This window comes from Sphingobium limneticum (assembly GCF_008710165.1).
Lineage (GTDB): Bacteria > Pseudomonadota > Alphaproteobacteria > Sphingomonadales > Sphingomonadaceae > Sphingobium > Sphingobium limneticum.
This window is the reverse complement of record NZ_VYQA01000006.1, coordinates 91,451-108,293: the sequence shown is the minus strand read 5'-3', so window position 1 is coordinate 108,293 and position 16,843 is coordinate 91,451. Positions and strand designations below refer to the sequence as shown.

Here is a 16,843-nt window from a genome sequence, read left to right as displayed (position 1 = left end):
ATGGCGCGTTCCAACAGCCGGCCGCTCTCGCCGCATTTGACGATCTGGAAATGGGGGCCGGCCATGGCCGTCTCCATCATGCACCGCGTGACGGGCAACGGTCTGGCGACCGCTGGCGCGCTCGGCCTTATCTGGTGGCTGATGGCCGCTGCGACCGGTCCGGAGGCCTATGCGACCTTCGTGAAGTGCGCGACCTCACCGATCGGCTATCTGGTGATGATCGGCCTTTCCTGGTTCTTCTTCCAGCATCTCTTCTCGGGCCTCCGCCACTTCGTGCTCGATATGGGCGCGGGTTATGAGCTGAAGAACAACAAGATGTGGTCGATCGCGACCTTCATCCTGTCGCTGCTCACGACCGGCTTCGTATGGCTCTATATCTTCGGAAAGGCGCTCTGATGGGTACCGGTACTGGCATCGGTCGCGTTCGCGGCCTCGGCTCCGCCAAGCATGGCGCGCATCACTGGCTGGCGCAGCGCTATACCGCCGTCGGCAATCTGCTGCTGGTCCTGTGGCTGGTCTTCAGCCTGATCAGCCTGCCCGGCCTGGATTATGAAAGCGTCGTCAGCTGGATTCACAATCCGCTGGTCGCAGTGCCGCTGATGCTGATGGTGGTCAGCATCTTCATGCACCTGCGCCTTGGCATGCAGGTGATGCTGGAGGATTATGTCCATGACAAGGGACTGGCCTTCTTCTCCATGCTCGTGCTGAATTTCTATGCCTTTGGCGGCGCGGCCGCAGGCGTCTTCGCGATCGCCAAGATCGCCTTCATTGGGGTCGTCAAGCCATGACCGAAGCCTATAAGATCATCGACCATACCTACGACACCGTCGTCGTGGGCGCTGGCGGCTCCGGCCTGCGCGCGACCATGGGCAGCGCCGAAGCGGGCCTCAAGACCGCCTGCATCACCAAGCTGTTCCCGACCCGCAGCCACACCGTGGCGGCACAGGGCGGCATCGCCGCGTCGCTGGGCAACAACAGCCCCGACCACTGGACCTGGCACATGTACGACACCGTCAAGGGGTCGGACTGGCTGGGCGACCAGGACGCGATCGAATATATGGTGCGTGAAGCGCCGGCGGCCGTGATCGAGCTGGAACATGCCGGCGTGCCGTTCAGCCGTAACGAGAATGGGACCATCTACCAGCGTCCCTTCGGCGGCCACATGCAGAATATGGGCGCCGGCCCGCCGGTGCAGCGCACCTGCGCGGCGGCCGACCGTACCGGCCACGCCATGCTGCACGCGCTCTATCAGCAGTCGCTGAAGTACGACGCGGACTTCTACATCGAATATTTCGCCATCGACCTGATCATGGAAAATGGCGAATGCCGTGGCGTCATCGCCATCTGCATGGAAGATGGCAGCATCCACCGCTTCCGCAGCCATGCGGTCGTGCTGGCGACGGGTGGCTATGGCCGCGCATACTTCTCGGCCACCTCGGCGCATAGCTGCACCGGCGACGGTGGCGGCATGGTGCTGCGCGCAGGGCTTCCGCTTCAGGATCTGGAGTTCGTGCAGTTCCACCCGACCGGCATCTACGGCGCGGGCGTGCTGATCACCGAAGGCGCGCGGGGCGAGGGCGGCTACCTCACCAATAGCGAAGGCGAGCGTTTCATGGAACGCTATGCCCCTTCGGCCAAGGATCTGGCGTCGCGCGACGTCGTGTCGCGCTCGATGGCGATGGAAATGCGCGAAGGGCGCGGCGTGGGCGAGCATAAGGATCATATCTTCCTGCACCTCGACCATATCGATCCCAAGGTGCTGGCCGAACGCCTGCCGGGCATCACCGAAAGCGGCAAGATTTTCGCGGGCGTCGACCTGACCCGCCAGCCGCTCCCCGTGACGCCGACCGTCCATTACAATATGGGCGGCATCCCCTGTAACTATCATGGCCAGGTCGTGACCAAGGTTGGCGACGATCCGGAAGTCATCGTCAAGGGCCTGTTCGCGGTCGGCGAAGCGGCCTGCGTGTCGGTGCATGGCGCGAACCGCCTCGGTTCCAACTCGCTGATCGACCTTGTGGTGTTCGGCCGCGCGACCGGCCTGTTCCTCAAGGACAATCTGAAGCCCAACGCGCCGCACAAGGCGCTGCCGGCCGATGCCGCCGATCTGGCGCTGGGTCGCCTGGACCATTATCGCAATGCCAAGGGTTCGACGCCGACGGCGGACATCCGCATGGACATGCAGCGGACCATGCAGAAGCATGCCGCCGTGTTCCGCGACAGCGCGCTGTTGTCGGAAGGCGTCACGCAGATGCAGGCGGTCAACAAGCGGTTGCAGGACGTCAAGGTTACCGACCGTTCGCTGATCTGGAACACCGACCTCATCGAAACGCTGGAACTGGACAATCTGGTCAGCCAGGCGATCTGCACGATCGAAAGCGCCGATGCGCGCAAGGAATCGCGCGGCGCCCATGCGCATGAGGATTTCCCGGACCGCGACGACGAAAACTGGATGAAGCACACGGTCAGCTGGTTTGAAGGCTGGGGCGGTTCGGGCGGCAAGGTGACGCTCGATTATCGTCCGGTCCACGACTATACGATGACCGACGAAGCCGAATATGTGAAGCCCAAGGCGCGCGTCTATTAAGGCATTGCGTTGCAAGGCAGAAGTTTGAGGAGGGGGCGAGCCGCAGGGCTGGCCCCCTTTTCGTTGATCGGGATTGAGACGACATGACGCAGCAGGACGTGATTGCCATCCTCTATCAGGCGTTGCCGCCGCCAGTGATCGACGGCCTGCGCAAGGATGCCAAGCCCGGCGGCTATTCCGATGGCGGCGCGGATATCGGCTTCGTGCTGCGCGGGCGGGCGCATGAGGTTTTGACCCCGGTGACCGATCCCGATCCGGCCCGGCCGCTCGATTGGGTCTTCCCCGATACGGCCGAAGGCATCGCCGCTGCGATAGATGCAGGCGCGACGATCCTCTGGGCCAACAGCGTATTGTTCGAAGGTCATCCGCTTGAAGCCGTGCTGGGGCAGGTGCGGATCGTGGGGCAATTGCCCGAACTGATGCAGCGCTATGACGACAAATTCGCCACCAACCGCATGCTGGAGGAAGCGGGCCTGCCGGTCGCACGATCCTTCCTGATGGCACAGAGCGCGCGGCCGGGCGTCCGGGCGCTGGCGGATATAGAGGCGGCGATCGCGGACACGGGGCTGACCTTTCCATTGATCGTCAAGCCGGTGCGCGGGCGCGGCAGTCAGGGCGTCACGCGGGTAGTCGATCTGGCAGGGCTGGTGTCTGCGGCGACCGCTCTCATCGCGGACGCGAAATTCGGCGATACGTTGATCGTCGAGGAATATCTGGCCGGCGAAGAGGTCACGGTGACAGTGATGCCGCCGGTTGATGGCGTCTATCGGGCATTGCGGCCGGTGCGCCGCTTCGACCAGATGGACGGCGTGGCCCCCTACAATGGCGATGTCGCAGTGACGGCCAACAGCGTCGCGATCGATGCAGCGGAACTGGCCTCACCCGTCGTGCAGGCGATGCTGGACGCATGCGTCAAGGCAGCGGCGCTGGTCGGTGCACGCGCCGTCATCCGTATCGACTGCCGCGCGGACGCCAGCGGCGACTATAAGCTGTTCGATCTCAACATGAAGCCGAACATGACCGGCCCCGGCCGTCCTGGTCGCGACGATCAGGACTGTCTGTCCGCCATCGCCGCCCGCGCTGACGGCATGAATTTCGCGCAACTGCTGGAGGGGATGCTGGCAGGGGCATGGTGAGGCAGGGAGTGGCTTTCTTCGATCCTGTTCGGACACCCCACATCCGTTCGGGCTGAGCTTGTCGAAGCCCCGCTCTTTCCTCTGGGTGTATTTCGGCAGAAGAAGTACGGCCCTTCGACAGGCTGAGGGCGAACGGACATTCGGGTCTGGAAACGACCATTTTTCGTCGCTCCGCCAGATCAACCTGGTTCTTGAAACAGGCCATTCGTTCAGATGGCACGTGGAAGGTTGAATAACGAAATTTGATGGAAAGCGGACGTCAGCGGTCGCTGTCGTCTGGCGTAGCGACGTGCCCGTCAGCATCTGCAGGGGCCATCCGCCCATCACGCCTATCTCGTAGGGTTTCGCGCTTGATCGCGCCTTTTTTCACCCACTCCATAGCTTCGTGGTCACGTTCAGTGAACATCGCCGTGATCTGCCCTTTGGACTGGCCGTCGATCACGCCTTTCAGAGTTTGGTGCTTGCTGCGGCTCATGTGCTTTTAATCGCACATTGGAGAATGTCCGCAAGTGGAGTGGTTGCTGCCGAATGATTTTTTACCGGGCAGCGTCAGCTACCGCCGGTTATTTCTCCAAAACCGGACAGTTTGCAATCCACCCCCTCTTCGTCATCCCCGCGAAGGCGGGGATCCATCTTACCAGAGTTGATTCAGCCGCGAGGACAGAAGATGGATTCCCGCCTCCGCGGGAATGACGATATTATGTTGGGCCGTCCCCTAACCCCCGCTCACCTCTGAACGGCAACAGTGCCTCATACACATCCAGCCCCGGCTTGCCCGGCACCGCGTCGCCCCGCCGCAGCAGATACGCATGCCGCACGATTTCCGCCTGCTGCTCGATCCCGTATCGCTCGAACGGCTTGCCCGGCATGATGTCGTAACCATAGCGGCAGAAGGGGTGTCGCATCAGCGGCAGCCACCAGCGCCCGGACCGCTGCGCCTGCCACACATGGGTCATTTCATGCACGAACAGCCCCTGTATGTGCAGCGGGCTGTCGCAGAAATCGGCGCAGAACAGGCCGCCATCCGGATGAAACCACAGGTCGCCGTCCGGCGCCATGGTCACGTCCTTCGGCTGGAACGGCCACCATTTGCGGTCATGTACTCGCACCCGGCCGTAGTCGATCGCCGCCCCGAACAAGGTCCGGGCCAGCGCCGCTTCTTCCCTCGTCAGCGCGCGACTGGTCAATGGGCCGCATCATCGGCGGGTTTGGCCGTGCCTGCCGCTTCGGGCTTGCGGATCACCGCGTCCACCAGCAACCGGTCGCCATTGCCCATCAGGAAGGTGAACTGCATCTTGCCCCGGCTGATCGCCGTGTCATTGATGCCCCAGATCATCAGATGCTTAGCCCCCGGCGCGAAGGCGACCTGCCCCTTGGGGGGTACGTCCACGCTTTCGACCCGCTCCATCGTGGTCATGCCGTCCTTGCTGATCGTCTCATGCATTTCGACCTTGAGGGCATAGTCGGTCAGCACGCCGCGCAACTGCACGCCCGCATCCCCGCCATGGACGACGAAATAGCCCGCCGATGGCGTGTCCTTGTTGGGCGACAGCCGCACCCAGGCCTGGTCGATATAGGATGGCGCGGGGTCGCCGCAAGCGCCGAGCGCCAAAGGTGCCGCCAGGGCGAAAAGGGCAAAGCGCGCGCGCATCCGACACTCCATAACTTGTCTCGTTTCCGGTCGATCCATCAGGTAAACGCCCCAGCGTCTTGTGCCAAGCGTAACCGCGCCTATATCCCGCTTTGCAGACCGGCCTTGCCTTGGCGCTTATGTGAGGTAATGGGCCGTCAACCGCTGAATATATTTGGGGTTACAAGAGGAAGAGATGGCAAAAGTAATCGGGATCGATCTGGGTACCACCAACAGCTGTATCGCTGTCATGGATGGCGGCAAGCCCAAGGTCATCGAAAATGCGGAAGGGGCACGGACCACGCCCTCGATCGTCGCCTTCGCCAAGGATGGCGAGCGTCTGATCGGTCAGCCGGCCAAGCGTCAGGCGGTCACCAATCCGGACAACACGATTTTCGCGGTGAAGCGCCTTATCGGCCGCCGCTTCGACGATCCGTTGACCAAGAAGGACATGGAACTCGTTCCTTACGACATCGCGAAGGGTCCGAACGGCGACGCGTGGGTCAAGGCTGGCGGCGAGGAATATAGTCCGTCGCAGATCAGCGCCTTCACCCTTCAGAAGATGAAGGAAACGGCGGAGTCGTATCTCGGCGAAACCGTGACGCAGGCGGTCATCACCGTTCCTGCCTACTTCAACGACGCCCAGCGTCAGGCGACCAAGGACGCCGGTCAGATTGCTGGCCTGGAAGTGCTGCGCATCATCAATGAACCGACTGCGGCAGCGCTGGCCTATGGCCTCGACAAGCAGGACGGCAAGACGATCGCGGTCTATGACCTTGGCGGCGGCACGTTCGACATTTCGATCCTCGAAATCGGCGACGGCGTGTTCGAAGTGAAGTCGACCAACGGCGACACCTTCCTGGGCGGCGAAGATTTCGACGCCAAGCTGGTTCAGTATCTGGCCGAAGACTTCAAGAAGGCCGAGAGCATCGACCTGACCAAGGACAAGCTGGCCCTCCAGCGTCTGAAGGAAGCGGCCGAAAAGGCGAAGATCGAGCTATCGTCGGCCCAGACGACCGAAGTCAACCTGCCCTTCATCACCGCCGACCAAAATGGTCCCAAGCATCTGGTGAAGACGATCACGCGCGCCGATCTGGAGCGTCTGGTCGCCGACCTCATCAAGCGCACGATGGACCCGGTCAAGAAGGCGATGGCGGACGCAGGCGTGTCGGCCAGCGAGATCAGCGAAGTCGTCCTCGTCGGTGGCATGACCCGCATGCCCAAGGTGCGCGAAGCCGTGAAGGAATTCTTCGGCAAGGAACCGCACACCGGCGTGAACCCGGACGAAGTCGTCGCCATGGGCGCCGCCATTCAGGCGGGCGTGCTTCAGGGCGACGTCAAGGACGTGCTGCTGCTGGACGTGACCCCGCTGTCGCTGGGCATCGAGACGCTGGGTGGCGTGTTCACCCGCATGATCGACCGCAACACCACCATCCCCGCCAAGAAGTCGCAGGTCTATTCGACCGCTGACGACAATCAGCAGGCGGTGACGATCCGCGTGTTCCAGGGCGAGCGTGAAATGGCGGCGGACAACAAGATCCTCGGCCAGTTCGACCTGCTCGGCATTCCGCCAGCCCCGCGCGGCGTGCCACAGATCGAAGTCACGTTCGACATCGACGCCAACGGCCTGGTCAACGTGTCGGCCAAGGACAAGGGCACCGGCAAGGAACAGCAGATCCGCATCCAGGCGTCGGGTGGCCTCAGCGACTCCGACATCGACCAGATGGTCAAGGATGCCGAACGCTTTGCCGAAGACGACAAGAAGCGCCGCGAATCGGCCGAAGCCAAGAATAACGCCGAAAGCCTGGTCCACACGACCGAAGCGCAGCTGGTCGAACATGGCGACAAGGTCGACGCATCGCTGAAGGGCGAGATCGAAGCGGCGATCGCTGAAACCAAGACCGCGATCGAAGGCGGCGATGCTGAAGCGATGAAGACCAAGGCGCAGGAACTCGCCACGGTCGCCATGAAGCTGGGTCAGGCGATCTACGAGAAGGAGCAGGCCAATGCGGCGGCTCCGGGTGCGGACGCGCCCAAGGCTGACGACGATGTCGTCGACGCCGAATTCTCGGAAGTCGACGATAACAACAAGGCATAATCTATGCCCATCGCCCGTCATGTCGATATGTATCGGCATGACGGGCGAAGCGGGCGGGGGCCTCTATGACGACCGAAGTTGATTATTACGAGCTGCTCGAAGTCGAGCGCACCGCTGATGGAGCGGTGATCAAGAGCGCCTATCGCAAGATGGCGATGAAGTATCATCCGGATAAAACCGGTGGATGCGTGGACAGCGAAGCCAAGTTCAAGGCCGTGTCCGAAGCCTATGAATGCCTGAAAGACCCGCAAAAGCGCGCGGCCTATGACCGTTATGGTCATGCGGCCTATACCAATGCCCAGTCGGGCGGCGGTGGCGGCGGCGGTTTCCGTGGCGGTGGCGCGGGCGGCTTTTCCGACCTTGGCGATATTTTCGAGACGATTTTCGGCCAGTCCGGCTTTGGCGGACAGGGGGGCGGCGGGCGTCAGGCCAATCGCCGCGGCGCGGACCTGCGCTACGACATGGAGATCACGCTCGACGAAGCCTATCATGGCAAGAAGACCGAGATCGCGATCGACGTGTCGGCCGCCTGCGACAGTTGCGAAGGTTCAGGCGCGCAGCCAGGCACCGGGGTCAAGACTTGCGGCACCTGCAAAGGCCATGGTCAGGTGCGCGCGCAGCAGGGCTTTTTCGTGGTCGAACGCACCTGTCCGTCCTGCCATGGCGCAGGTCAGGTGATCGAAAGCCCGTGTAAATCCTGTCGTGGCGAAGGGCGCGTGGACAAGCCCAAGAGTCTGTCGGTCAACATCCCGGCCGGCGTGGACGAAGGTACCCGCATCCGCCTGTCGGGTGAGGGCGAGGCTGGTGCGCGCGGTGCCCCTGCGGGCGACCTCTACATCTTCCTGCATGTGAAGCGCCATTCGCTGTTCGAACGCGATGGCACGACGCTCTTCTGTCGCGCGCCGGTCAGCTTCACGACCGCGGCGCTGGGCGGGTCGATCGAAGTGCCGGGCCTTGATGGCATCCGGCATGAGATCAAGATTCCGACCGGCATCCAGTCGGGCAAGCAGTTGCGCCAGCGCGGCGGCGGCATGCCGGTGCTGAATGGGCGCGGCCATGGCGATCTGGTCATTCAGGTCGAGGTAGAAACGCCGACCAAGCTGACGGCCAAGCAAAAGGAATTGCTGGAAGCCTTCCGCGAGACAGAAACCGGCGAAGAATGCCCGCAGGTCAGCGGCTTCTTCTCCAAGCTCAAGGATTTGTGGGCGGATTAAGGCCTGTTCCCCGGCAAAGGCCGGGGTCCAGCCCCACACATTGAACTGGACCCCGGCCTTTGCCGGGGAACAGCCTCTCAGCGCCCCCGCCGTGCCCACCAATAAAAGGGCAGGCCCGCCAGCATCAGCAGGATGCTGGACCCGCTCGCCACCAGTCCCGCGCCCCATAATGTCCAGAGCGCATAACCCAGCCCGATGACCGCTGCCGGCACCACCAGCCGGAACCGCAGGCTGGCCAGCGCACATCCGACATAGAGCCACAGCGTCGCGGACGTCGCCAGCAGCGCCATCGCCGTGAACAGCGCCACCAACCCTTGCAGACTGTTGGCGACCAGCATCAGGCTGGCCAGCACGGTGGACAGGATCAGCCCGCGCACCGGCGTGCCCTTGGCATCCGTAGCAGCCAGCCAGCGCGGCAATTCGCCCGACCGCGCCATCGCCAGCGGCACTTCGCCCTGGAGCAGCGTCCAGCCGTTGAGCGCGCCAAGGCAGCTGATCACCACGAAGATGGCGATGAAGCTGGCCGGTCCTGCCGACCAATAATGGCTGACGAATGCGCCGAAAGGTGACCCGGTCTGGGTTTCCGCCGCCGGCAGGGTCAGCGCGATGCCGGAACAGACGACCAGATAGATAAGGCCGGTCGCGGCCGTGCCGATCAGCGTCGCGCGCGGGATGGTGCGCGCGGGATCGCGTACCTTGTCGGCCGCCACGCTCGCCGATTCGAAACCGAGTAACGCCCAGAGCGTCAACGCGGCCGATGCGGTGATGCCGGCCCCGGTCAGACCTTGTGCCGGGAAAGGTTCGACTTGCGCGCTGCCGTTGCTCAGGATGATCGCCAGCACGACCAACGCGACGAGGATAGGCACCAGCTTGATGCAGGTGGTGGCGATCTGCGTCAGGCCCGCGGCGCGCGCGCCGATCAGGTTGATCCCCGTCATCGCCCACAGGAACGCGATGGAGCAGACCGCGCCCAGGCCGGGTTTGGTCAGCACCGGCATGATGCTGCTCAGGTTGGCGGTCGCCGCCACCGCGATGGTGACGTTGGTGATGATGATGGAGATCCAGTAGATCCACCCGATCGCAAAGCCCGCCAGCGGCCCATAGGCGCGGGCGATCATCTGCGAGGCATTGGCGTCAGGCATGGCGACGGTCAGTCGTGCGATCACGAAGGCCAGCACCAGCGATCCCGCGATGGTGAACACCCACCCCGCCACCGCATCCCAGCCGAACGGGGCGAGCGATGCAGGCAGCAGGAACACGCCCGACCCGATCATATTGCCCATGACAAGGGCAATGCAAGCGGCAAGGCCCAGGGTACGGGAAGAGGAGGGGGCGGCGGTGGCCGCAGGTGACGGATGGCTCATTCCGAAGTTCTAAAGGCGTGTCTGAACGATTGCTAGGCAGCGCCCGTCATTCTTTGAACGCGGGGGTCGGACGTTTCCATTCTCAACATCCGTTCGCCCTGAGCCTGTCGAAGCCTGTCCTGCGCGCGTGCCTTGGCAGCCAGCCGCAGGGGGCTGCACTTTTTCAAATGGTGCTGCTTCAGCGTAAAGAGCGGGGCTTCGACAGGCTCAGCCCGAACGGGTGTTGGGTGATGGCGTCTGGCCATCGGCGGGTAATCCCGATCAGGCACCCGGCGGCGAGCCGGGCATGGAAGATACATTTCCTGCAATCGCCTTTGCCCGCATTGCATTTGCGAACATGCCCGCAAAAGCCCAGATAGGCTGCGATGCTGCAACGCAGCAAAATCAACAAAGGCCGTAATATGTTTTCCCTGATCGCGCTCTATTTCTCCTACCGCCGCGACGTCGTCTCTGCCGAGCGCTACATTGCCGCGCTCAACAAGACCAAGGCGCCTGCTCCTGTTGCCGACGATGTGACGCCGGTTCTGGTCGAAGAACGGCTGCCGCTCGCAGCGTAAGGTCCATGCGATAAGGGCGGCCCATTGGACCGCCCTTCGCGTGGTTACCGGATGGCAGGCCCGATCAGGCCGCCAGGAACATGTCCGGATCGAGCGCCATCAGTGCATCGGCGCCGCCCTCGATCTTCCGTCGCAGCGAGCCCGCATCGGGCATGATCCGCTCGGCAAAGAAGCGCGCGGTCACCAGCTTGGCCTCCAGATATTTGGTATCGCCTTCGCCCGCCGCGATCAGTGCGGTGGCGGCTTTGGCCATACGCAGCCACATCAGCCCGGTCGCGACGATACCGAGGATGTGCATATAATGATGCGCGCCGGCCCCGGCATGTTCGGGGTTCTTCATGGCATTCTGCATCAGCCACATGGTCGCCGCGCCCAGCTGGCCGCTCGCCTTTTCCAGCGCTTCGGCGATCGGCGCCAGCTTTTCGTCGCTCTTGGCGGTGGCGACTTCCTCGCCCACCATCTTGAGGAAGGACTGGAGCGCGCGGCCGCCGTTCATCGGTAGCTTGCGACCGACCAGATCCATCGCCTGTACGCCGTTGGTGCCTTCGTAAATCTGGGCGATACGAGCGTCGCGGACATATTGCTCCACGCCATTTTCCCAGATGTAGCCATGGCCGCCGAACACCTGCTGACAGGCGACCGCCACGTCGAAACCGCGATCGGTGCCATAGCCCTTGACCACCGGGGTCAGCAGCTGGAGCAGGTCGTCGGCGGCCTGACGCTCTTCTTCGGTTGCGGCATGATGCGACAGGTCGACTTGCAGCGACGTCCACAGGATCAGCGCGCGCAGCCCTTCGGTCATCGCCTTGGCTTCCATCAGCATGCGGCGCACGTCGGGATGGACGAACAGCGTGTCGGCCTTTTCGCTGGGCTCCTTCGGCCCCGTCAGTGCGCGACCCTGACGACGATCCTTGGCATAATGGACGGCGTTCTGAAACGCGATCTCCGCCTGGCCCAGCCCCTGAAGGCCCACGCCCAGTCGCGCCGCGTTCATCATAATGAACATCGCGGCCAGGCCCTTATTCTCCTCGCCCACTATCCAGCCGGTCGCGCCGTCATAGTTCATGACGCAGGTGGCGTTGCCATGGATGCCCATCTTATGCTCGATCGATCCGCAGGAGACGGCATTGCGGTCGCCCAGCGTGCCATCGTCACCGACGAACATCTTCGGCACCACGAACAGCGAAATCCCCTTGCTGCCTTCCGGCGCATCCGGCGTCTTGGCCAGAACGAGGTGGATGATATTTTCGGCCAGATCATGCTCGCCTGCCGAAATGAAGATTTTCGTGCCGGTGATCGAATAGCTGCCATCGGCCTGCGGCACGGCCTTGGTCTTGATGAGGCCCAGGTCGGTGCCACAATGCGGCTCCGTCAGGTTCATCGTGCCGGTCCATTCGCCCGACACCATCTTGGGGATGTAGCGCTGTTGCAGTTCGTCGCTGCCCTTGGCGATCAGCGCCGCGACCGCGCCGGCGGTGAGCCCATGATACATTTCGAACGCCTGGTTGGCCGATAGCACATATTCGTCCACCGCCGTCGCCAGTACGCTGGGCAGCCCCTGACCGCCAAATTCGGCCGGGCTATGAATCGTGGTCCAACCGCCGGCGACGAATTGGTCGAACGCCGCCTTGAACCCGGTGGGCGTGGTCACGCTGCCGTCCGGGTGGCGGGTGCAGCCTTCCTTGTCGCCCACGGCGTTGAGCGGGAACAGCACTTCGGCCGCCATCTTGCCGCCTTCGGTCAGGATCGCCTCGACCAGATCGGGCGTGGCATTTTCGAACCCGGGCAAGTTGGCATAGCGGTCCAGCCCGACAATATGGTCCAGCACGAAGCGGGTGTCGCGAACGGGGGCGGCATAGCTGGGCATGATCTTCTCCTGATTATTCTTCTGTTTCTCCCCGGCGGGAGAGGGGGATTATTTCTGTTCGATGGTCGTGATGAAGCTGGCCAGTTCGGTGATGGCCGCGTCGATATCGTCCTTCTGGCGGGTCAGCAGGTCGATCCGCGCCTTGCACTTGTCCACGGTCACGCGGCGCTGCGCCTCATGCGCTTCGTCGGCGTCATAGAGGTCGATCATCTCGCGAATCTCGGTCAGGCTGAAGCCCACCCGCTTGCCGCGCAATATCCAGGCGAGGCGGGCACGGTCGCGGCGCGAATAGATGCGGGCCAGACCCTGCCGTTCGGGCGAGATCAGCCCTTCATCCTCATAGAAGCGCAGCGCGCGGGCGGTGACCCCGAATTCCTCGGACAAGTCGGTGATCGTGTAGCTTTGCCGTTCGCTATGGTCGGGCAATTCGATGCCGGCGATGCTGCTGCGCGTGTTCATGCCATGAGATGTAATTCGCCTTTACGTTTACGTCAAGGTGAGTGAAGGCGCGACTTGGACCTTTTGCCCGGATGACAGGGCGGCCCGTCGCCGCTACGTCAGGGGACATGATGGGGCCGATCAGACAGTCGGAGAAGGCGCGCGGCCTGTTGGCGGCGCTGGCTCTGCTCGTCCTTGCCATCCAGCTGATCGCACCGTCGGGCTTCATGCCCGTGCGTACGGAACGTGGCGTTGTGGTGACGCTCTGTACCGGCACCGGTCCCGTCAATGTCGTCGTGCCGCGCGGAACCACGCCGGATAAGGGCGACCATCGCCCCGATGACGGCATGACCGGGCAGCAACATTGCCCCTTCGCCGCATCGGTGCAGCCGCTGGTGCCGCCGCTGATCGCGGCCGACCTGCCGCTTCCCGCCTGGCAACTGGCCTTCGGTCCGATCGCCTTCGCGCTCAAGACCGGCCTGATCGCGCGCCTTGCCGCGCCCCCGCCGCCATCTTTGGGGCCACCCGCTACATTCTGAACCAACTTAACCTCCGTTCGCCCTGAGCTTGTCGAAGGGCGCGGGCGTGCTTCGACAAGCTCAGCACGAACGGAAATTATGTTTGAGGCATATGCTCGACGCTTGGATGCGTGCGAGTATTTTCAGAAAGTCATTCTCTCCATGCGTCATTCCCATGTCGTGCGCAGCCTGCCGCTGTGCGCCCTGACCCTCATCCTGTCCGCCACGCCTGCCTCCGCCGAGGAAGCCGAGCAGGGCGCCATCATCGTCACTGCCAGCCCGATCGTCGAAGCAGCGGCTGCTCGTGTTCAGCAAACTCCAGGCGGCGTCGATGTCGTCGCTGCCGAAGAGTTTCCGGACAAGGCCGCCGTCTCGCTGCGCGATGCGCTGGCCTTCTCCCCCGGCGTCTATACCCAGCCCCGCTTCGGGCAGGAGGTGCGCATCTCCATCCGCGGGTCAGGCCTGTCGCGCGGCTATCATATGCGCGGCCTCACCTTGTTGCAGGACGGTGTCCCCATCAACGGCGCCGACGATAATGGCGATTTCCAGGAGCTGGACCCGCAAATCTTTCAGCATCTGGAGGTCTATCGCGGGGGCAATGCGTTGCGCTTTGGCGGATCGACGCTGGGCGGGGCGATCAATGCCGTTACGCCGACCGGGCGCAGCATGCCGGGCGCGGAGCTGCGCATCGATGGTGGCAGCTTCGACACGCTGCGCGGCAAGATCGCCTATGGTCATGCCGACGATGGCGGAGATGTCTATCTCGTTGTCTCAGGCGATCGGTCGAACAGCGACCGCGCCCATGGCGACCGCAAGGCGCTGCGCGTCAACGGCAATGTTGGGCTGAAACTGGGGGAGGGAGTCGAAACCCGCTTCTACGCCAGCGCTCAGGCCATCCGCCAGCATCTGGCCGGTGCGCTTAGCGAGGCGGATGCGATCGACCATCCCGCCAAGGGCAATTTCACGGGCAACCAGGCGCGGGATATCGATTCGATCCGGCTTCAGAATCGCACCAGCATCGACCTCGCTCATGGCACGCTGGCCTTCGGCCTTTTCTACAATGCCAAGTCGCTGTCCCACCCCATCTATCAGCTGATCGATCAGAAGTCGGAGGATCGCGGCCTTTTCGTCAGCCTCGACCTGACGGGCAATCTGGGAGCTATGCCGGTGGCATTGACGCTGGGCAGTCAGGCACGATTCGGCCGCACGGTGGCACGCCAGTTCGTCAACCTGAACGGCAGGTCCGGTGCGCTGACCGCAAATGCCCTGCAAAAGGCGCAGACGATCAACAGCTACGCCGAAGCGCGGATTGCGCCGGTCACGAACCTCTGGCTGATCGCGGGCGGCCTTTACAGCCATGGCGAGCGGCGCATCGCCAATCGCCTTGTCCCGGTGCGCAGCGGCGACGCCAGCTTCGACAGTTTCGCACCCAAGCTGGGCCTTCTCTACCAGCCCGCCGAGACGCTGCAATTCTACGCCAATTATAGCCGGTCGATCGAAATGCCGGGTTTTGGCGAACTGAGCCAGACGCCCGCCGGTGGCGCACCGGGCTTCACGCCCGTCGGCCTGCAAAAGGCATGGACGGCGGAAATCGGCACGCGCGGCCGGCTGGGCATCGCCGCCTGGGATATCAGCCTCTATCGTGCCGACCTGCGCGGCGAGATGCTGCAATATAGCGTCGTTGCCGGCACCATTCCTGCGGCGACCTTCAATGCCGACCGGACCCGGCATCAGGGGATAGAGGCCGGGCTGGACCTGACCCTGACGTCTTGGGCCAGCCTGCGACAGGTCTATCAATTTAGCGACTTCCGGTTCCGCGGCGATGCGCAATTCGGCGACAACCGCCTGCCGGTGGTGCCACGTTATGTCTATCGCGCGGAGCTGAAACTGGGCACGGATCGCCTCAGCGTCTCACCGGCGGTCGAATGGCTGCCGCAGGGCGCCTGGGTCGATTATGCCAACAGCAAGCGCGTGGGCAGCTATGCGCTGCTCAACCTTGGCGCGCAGGCGCAGTTGCGTGATGGCGTCACCCTGTTCCTCGACGCCCGCAACCTGACGGGGGAACGCGCCATCGGCGATATCAGCGCGGTGGTAAACTATGCCGCCCTGCCCGCGAGCGGACGCGCCATCTTCTACCCCGTCGAACGCCGCGCTTTCTATGCCGGTGTCAGGGCGCGCTTCTGATGGAGCGGGGACTTTATCGAGCAATGTGGCGCTGGCATTTCTATGCGGGCCTCATCGTCCTGCCGGTGCTGGCACTGATGGCGGTGACGGGCGCCCTCTATCTCTACAAGCTGGAGATAGAGGCATGGTTTTATCCGGTGCGGATCACGGCGCCACCAAATGCGCAGCCGCTGCTACCCTCACGCCTCATCGCCGCCGCGCAGGTGGCGGGGGCGCCTGCAACCCAGATATTGGTGCCTGCCAAGCGCGACGAAAGCTGGCGCGTCACGACCGGATCGACCGTCACTTTCGTCGATCCCTATAGCGGCCGGCTGCAAGGCCGGATGCACGACGGTGGCATCATGCAGACGATCCGTGACCTGCACAGCCTCGCTTTGACCGGCCCGATCGGGAACCGGCTAGTGGAGGTGGTGGCGGGCTGGGCGATCCTGCTCTGCATTACCGGCCTCTATCTGCGCTGGCCCCGTCGCGGCAGCCCCGCGCTGGCGATCCGGGGGCGGGCCGGTGGGCGGCTCTTCTGGCGCGATCTGCATGGCACGCTGGGTTTCCTGTCGGCAGGCGTGATCCTGTTCCTGGCCGTCACCGGCATGCCCTGGACCGATGTCTGGGGCGGCGGTCTGCGCGCGATCATCGCCGCCAATGGCGCAGGCCGCCCGGCGATGAAGGTCAATCCCTGGGCGCCGCCGGCCAAGCAGGCGCTGCCATGGACATTACGGGAGAGGAACGCGCCAACCGGCGGTCCGGGCGACATCGGCGTCGATGCGGTCGTCCGGATCGCGGCCCGCCATGGCCTCGCTTCCGGCTATCAATTGTTCCTGCCAGCCAGCCCCAGCGCGCCCTACCTCATCACAGCGCTCGCCGCTCGTGCCGACGATGCCCGCGCCATCACCATCGATGCGGGCACCGGCGCGGTGGTGCAGGACATGGATTGGCGCCAGTTCGGCATGGGGGCCAAAAGCGTCGAATGGGGCGTCGCCACCCATCAGGGGCAACAATATGGCGAGGTGAACCGGCTGCTGATGCTGGCGGGCTGCCTCTGCCTGCTCGCGCTCTGCCTGACCGCGCCGATCCTCTGGTGGAAACGCCGGTTCGCCGCGCCGCCGCCCGCGCCACCGGGCACGGCGCGCATGGTCGCGGGACTGATGCTTGCCCTCGGCCTGTTCTTCCCGCTCACCGGCCTGTCGATGCTGGCAGCGCTGGGCGCCGAATGGCTGGTCGGGCGGATGCGGCGCAGCTAGTTTATTTTCAGG

At 63.7% G+C, this 16,843-nt stretch carries 17 protein-coding genes; 11 read left to right on the top strand and 6 right to left on the bottom strand.

What is annotated here, in order from left to right:
* From sdhC to F4U95_RS09780, 4 genes are all read left to right on the top strand, one after another.
* Window positions 1-396 carry a succinate dehydrogenase, cytochrome b556 subunit gene (sdhC, locus tag F4U95_RS09795; RefSeq protein WP_120250764.1) on the top strand — a complete coding sequence of 132 codons (396 nt, stop codon included), beginning with the start codon at window positions 1-3 and terminating at the stop codon, window positions 394-396.
* Window positions 396-788: a succinate dehydrogenase, hydrophobic membrane anchor protein gene (sdhD, locus tag F4U95_RS09790; protein ID WP_150425535.1), complete on the top strand. Its 393-nt coding sequence runs from the start codon at window positions 396-398 to the stop codon at window positions 786-788. Before sdhC ends, sdhD begins: the two co-directional genes overlap by 1 nt.
* Window positions 785-2,587: a succinate dehydrogenase flavoprotein subunit gene (gene sdhA, locus F4U95_RS09785; RefSeq protein ID WP_150425534.1), complete on the top strand. Its 1,803-nt coding sequence runs from the start codon at window positions 785-787 to the stop codon at window positions 2,585-2,587. Before sdhD ends, sdhA begins: the two co-directional genes overlap by 4 nt.
* A gap of 83 nt (window positions 2,588-2,670) precedes the next feature.
* Window positions 2,671-3,723, top strand: a complete 1,053-nt coding sequence (locus F4U95_RS09780) for an ATP-binding protein (protein ID WP_150425533.1) — start codon at window positions 2,671-2,673, stop codon at window positions 3,721-3,723.
* Window positions 3,724-3,982: 259 nt separating this feature from the next.
* Here F4U95_RS09780 and F4U95_RS09775 read toward each other — a convergent pair whose 3' ends face one another.
* The 3 genes from F4U95_RS09775 to F4U95_RS09765 form a co-directional block, all read right to left on the bottom strand.
* On the bottom strand, window positions 3,983-4,198 hold the full coding sequence (locus tag F4U95_RS09775; protein WP_150425532.1) for a hypothetical protein: 216 nt from the start codon (window positions 4,196-4,198) through the stop codon (window positions 3,983-3,985).
* A 223-nt stretch (window positions 4,199-4,421) separates the two neighbouring features.
* A complete protein-coding gene (locus F4U95_RS09770; RefSeq protein WP_150425531.1) occupies window positions 4,422-4,910 on the bottom strand; it encodes a vgr related protein in 489 nt (162 codons plus the stop codon).
* Window positions 4,907-5,374: a copper chaperone PCu(A)C gene (locus F4U95_RS09765; protein WP_150425530.1), complete on the bottom strand. Its 468-nt coding sequence runs from the start codon at window positions 5,372-5,374 to the stop codon at window positions 4,907-4,909. Before F4U95_RS09765 ends, F4U95_RS09770 begins: the two co-directional genes overlap by 4 nt.
* Window positions 5,375-5,549: 175 nt before the next feature.
* Here F4U95_RS09765 and dnaK point away from each other — a divergent pair, with 175 nt between their 5' ends.
* Both dnaK and dnaJ read left to right on the top strand, forming a co-directional pair.
* On the top strand, window positions 5,550-7,451 hold the full coding sequence (gene dnaK / locus F4U95_RS09760; protein ID WP_120250757.1) for a molecular chaperone DnaK: 1,902 nt from the start codon (window positions 5,550-5,552) through the stop codon (window positions 7,449-7,451).
* Between the two features lie 65 nt (window positions 7,452-7,516).
* Window positions 7,517-8,665: a molecular chaperone DnaJ gene (dnaJ, locus tag F4U95_RS09755; RefSeq protein ID WP_120250756.1), complete on the top strand. Its 1,149-nt coding sequence runs from the start codon at window positions 7,517-7,519 to the stop codon at window positions 8,663-8,665.
* 77 nt (window positions 8,666-8,742) lie between these two features.
* Here the strand turns inward: dnaJ and F4U95_RS09750 are convergent, their stop codons facing one another.
* Window positions 8,743-10,029 carry an amino acid permease gene (locus F4U95_RS09750; RefSeq protein WP_150425529.1) on the bottom strand — a complete coding sequence of 429 codons (1,287 nt, stop codon included), beginning with the start codon at window positions 10,027-10,029 and terminating at the stop codon, window positions 8,743-8,745.
* 223 nt (window positions 10,030-10,252) lie between these two features.
* On the opposite strand from F4U95_RS09750, the gene F4U95_RS24900 reads away from it, so the two are divergent.
* Window positions 10,253-10,429, top strand: coding sequence for a hypothetical protein (locus F4U95_RS24900; protein ID WP_211364657.1), 177 nt, complete (start codon window positions 10,253-10,255; stop codon window positions 10,427-10,429).
* 1 nt (window position 10,430) lies between these two features.
* The gene (locus F4U95_RS24780; protein ID WP_170267485.1) at window positions 10,431-10,586 is read left to right on the top strand and encodes a hypothetical protein; all 156 of its coding nucleotides are present in this window, start codon (window positions 10,431-10,433) and stop codon (window positions 10,584-10,586) included.
* A gap of 64 nt (window positions 10,587-10,650) precedes the next feature.
* On the opposite strand, the gene F4U95_RS09745 is transcribed toward F4U95_RS24780, so the two are convergent.
* The gene (locus tag F4U95_RS09745) at window positions 10,651-12,453 is read right to left on the bottom strand and encodes an acyl-CoA dehydrogenase C-terminal domain-containing protein (protein WP_150425528.1); all 1,803 of its coding nucleotides are present in this window, start codon (window positions 12,451-12,453) and stop codon (window positions 10,651-10,653) included.
* Between the two features lie 48 nt (window positions 12,454-12,501).
* The gene (locus tag F4U95_RS09740; RefSeq protein WP_120250752.1) at window positions 12,502-12,912 is read right to left on the bottom strand and encodes a MerR family transcriptional regulator; all 411 of its coding nucleotides are present in this window, start codon (window positions 12,910-12,912) and stop codon (window positions 12,502-12,504) included.
* Window positions 12,913-13,019: 107 nt separating this feature from the next.
* Between F4U95_RS09740 and F4U95_RS09735 the strand changes: the two genes are divergently transcribed.
* The 3 genes from F4U95_RS09735 (at window position 13,020) to F4U95_RS09725 (ending at window position 16,831) form a co-directional block, all read left to right on the top strand.
* Window positions 13,020-13,430, top strand: coding sequence for a DUF2946 family protein (locus F4U95_RS09735; RefSeq protein ID WP_150425645.1), 411 nt, complete (start codon window positions 13,020-13,022; stop codon window positions 13,428-13,430).
* A gap of 141 nt (window positions 13,431-13,571) precedes the next feature.
* Entirely contained in the window at window positions 13,572-15,593 is a 2,022-nt protein-coding gene (locus F4U95_RS09730; RefSeq protein WP_150425527.1) for a TonB-dependent receptor family protein, read from the top strand.
* The gene (locus tag F4U95_RS09725; protein ID WP_246171549.1) at window positions 15,593-16,831 is read left to right on the top strand and encodes a PepSY-associated TM helix domain-containing protein; all 1,239 of its coding nucleotides are present in this window, start codon (window positions 15,593-15,595) and stop codon (window positions 16,829-16,831) included. The genes F4U95_RS09730 and F4U95_RS09725 overlap by 1 nt, the downstream gene beginning before the upstream one ends.
* Window positions 16,832-16,843 lie beyond the last annotated feature (12 nt).